Source organism: Oleiphilus sp. HI0128, assembly GCF_001635365.1.
Genome location: NZ_LWGG01001211.1, coordinates 1 through 715, shown reverse-complemented (window position 1 = coordinate 715; position 715 = coordinate 1). Strand labels below are relative to the sequence as shown.

The window sequence follows — 715 nt, the reverse complement described above, 5'->3', positions numbered from 1 at the left end:
ATACCTGCGGATTTTAAAATTTCCCCATACTCGAATGGTTCACGATACTGGCCATTGCCATCTGATTGTGAGCTTTCACCTAGGTTAGATTCCCTTGCTCCTGCCTCATTTGCGCTCGCATCGCCGATCAAATCTGGATCCATTGATGGGTGAATATTATCCATTTCACCCTGATCCTTATTGATCAAGCCGGAAGGAAACTGCCCGGCTCCAGCATGTTTTGTATCCATTAACTTGGCTATCTGATCTGCCGTATTTTTTTCTTCAGCCAAGTAAGGCAATAAGAGGGACGCAAATCTAGACGCCCCCTTAAGCCAATCCTCTGCATAGACCTTTATAATTCTCGCACCCAACCATGCATCTCCCTCCATGGCATCAGAATCCGACTGCCCTCCTAGAGAGCCCGATTTAAGCTGCCATAGATGCTCATAGATACGCATGTAAAGATGCCATACTCGGCTATTCGATCCCCCTTGATCTATTCGCTTGTAGACCTCGTCCATTCTGAGGCCAAACTGACGCTGGAGATGGTTGTTAATTAGTAGGTCTGAATACAGGTTGGCGACCATACCTGCCTGGTTCTCTAACGTAGGAAGGCAGACATGGATTCTCGCTATCATACGGGCATGATCTGTGAGTGTTGCTGGCGAAAGAATATGGTGACCAATCTCGTGAGCAAGCACTTCAACTGCATAGTCTTGAAGCTTGTATTTGG

Annotated in this window: 1 protein-coding gene; it reads right to left on the bottom strand. The window is 46.9% G+C overall.

Annotated features, from left to right (window positions below):
- Positions 1-715: hypothetical protein (locus tag A3763_RS28970; RefSeq protein ID WP_197483019.1), on the bottom strand; the 715-nt coding region annotated here is incomplete at both ends.